The sequence below is a fragment of the Haemophilus haemolyticus genome (assembly GCF_003490595.1).
GTDB classification, from domain to species: domain Bacteria; phylum Pseudomonadota; class Gammaproteobacteria; order Enterobacterales; family Pasteurellaceae; genus Haemophilus; species Haemophilus haemolyticus_L.
The window spans coordinates 1-1,333 of record NZ_QQGY01000022.1 but is presented as its reverse complement, the minus strand read 5'-3'; the positions used below and the strand labels follow the sequence as shown (position 1 = coordinate 1,333).

The following is a 1,333-nucleotide window of genomic DNA, read 5'->3' as shown; positions in this document are numbered from 1 at the left end:
TTGTCAGATTGGGGTTGTTCTTCTACATTTTAGCATGTTTGAAAAGATTTTATTTTTTTGCTTTTAGCATTTCATTCATTTCATTTAATAACTGAATTTCCCGTTTTTGTTTTTCAATAATTTCTTCTTTATGTGAAATAATGAGTAATAAACGTTGAATTTCCTGATTAATATCCATTCCAGTAATAGCAAAACAAGAATTTGTAAATGTACTATTATTAGCCGAATTATTTAAATTAATTTTTCCATCTTCACCGTAAGCCAATAATTCCACAATATCCATTCCAAACACTTCAGATATTTGTTCTAACCTGCCTAGGTTTGAGCGTGTATCACCGCGTTCGATTTTTGCATAACCATTAGTGGACATACTTAATTTAGACGCCATGTCTTCTTGTGTCCAATTACGACTTTCTCTTATTTGACGGATTTTTTCATTTGTTTTCATCTTTCACCACTTTTTGTATTGTCAACTGCAATTATTGGGTAGGCAATCTGCAAACTTTGGCGATTGTGGCATTTTTTAACTTAAATTACAATCTCCAAAAAATAACCTAGAGGGAGCAAAATATGGCATTTTTCGATTTCTCAAGTAGTTTTAAAAAGTTTCGTGAAGAAGAAGGTATTTTGAACAAGGCTTTTCACGGTACAGCAGCCCTTGTAAAGGGTGTTGGGAATATTGGTATCGCAATGACGGTTGAAGCCGCTAGACAGATTCTTAATAACCCAAATACAACATCTGAACAAAAAGAAAAAGCAAGACAAATTATGGATAGATACGATAAATAACATGGCTAATTTTCGTGTAACGCTGCTTAAAACTCGCGGCGATTATCAATCCAAAATGGTAGTCAATATTTTGGCTCATAGTACCTCAGAAGCGCGACAAAAAGCAAAATTTATGTATCCATACGGCAGCATTATTGCCGTTGTGAAAGGATAAAATTCAACCTAATCTAACAGGAGAAAAATATGAAAGAATATCGAATTAGTTATGTTTATTGTAATCAAGATGGTACAAGCAAAACAAGTACTGCAGATTATGTTAAAGCAGAATCAGAGCGAGACGCAAAAGATTCAATAAAAACAAAACTTGCATCAAAAGGTAAAAAAGTGCACGAATGGCGTAATGTTGATGTGAAATAATCTATTCATTTATACTACGAAAATAAACACCCCTAAACTTTAAAGAAAAACAACCGCACTTTTGAGCGATCAAAGTGCGGTCAATTTTTCAGGTGTATTAGATGCGTGTGATGTAATTATAATTCGGAACGTTTTAAGGTAACACTGTCGTGTGGGTTAACTGTGAAGATCAACCCTAATCTGACAG

At 33.5% G+C, this 1,333-nt stretch carries 4 protein-coding genes; 3 read left to right on the top strand and 1 reads right to left on the bottom strand.

The window, feature by feature from the left end; all coding sequences use genetic code 11:
- Positions 1-49: 49 nt before the first annotated feature.
- Positions 50-448, bottom strand: coding sequence for a helix-turn-helix domain-containing protein (locus tag DV415_RS10015; RefSeq protein WP_118791104.1), 399 nt, complete (start codon positions 446-448; stop codon positions 50-52).
- A 122-nt stretch (positions 449-570) separates the two neighbouring features.
- Here DV415_RS10015 and DV415_RS10010 point away from each other — a divergent pair, with 122 nt between their 5' ends.
- The 3 genes from DV415_RS10010 to DV415_RS10245 are packed head-to-tail and all read left to right on the top strand — an operon-like array spanning position 571 to position 1,146.
- On the top strand, positions 571-789 hold the full coding sequence (locus DV415_RS10010) for a hypothetical protein (protein WP_118791103.1): 219 nt from the start codon (positions 571-573) through the stop codon (positions 787-789).
- Position 790: 1 nt separating this feature from the next.
- On the top strand, positions 791-943 hold the full coding sequence (locus DV415_RS10250) for a hypothetical protein (protein ID WP_160321066.1): 153 nt from the start codon (positions 791-793) through the stop codon (positions 941-943).
- Between the two features lie 29 nt (positions 944-972).
- Positions 973-1,146 carry a hypothetical protein gene (locus tag DV415_RS10245; protein WP_192879133.1) on the top strand — a complete coding sequence of 58 codons (174 nt, stop codon included), beginning with the start codon at positions 973-975 and terminating at the stop codon, positions 1,144-1,146.
- The last annotated feature ends 187 nt before the right edge of the window (positions 1,147-1,333 follow it).

Excerpts from the sequence above, each read along its gene's own strand:
- DV415_RS10015 (WP_118791104.1), bottom strand. The coding sequence starts at position 448 with ATGAAAACAAATGAAAAAATCCGTCAAATAAGAGAAAGTCGTAATTGG.
- DV415_RS10010 (WP_118791103.1), top strand. The coding sequence starts at position 571 with ATGGCATTTTTCGATTTCTCAAGTAGTTTTAAAAAGTTTCGTGAAGAA.
- DV415_RS10250 (WP_160321066.1), top strand. The coding sequence starts at position 791 with ATGGCTAATTTTCGTGTAACGCTGCTTAAAACTCGCGGCGATTATCAA.
- DV415_RS10245 (WP_192879133.1), top strand. The coding sequence starts at position 973 with ATGAAAGAATATCGAATTAGTTATGTTTATTGTAATCAAGATGGTACA.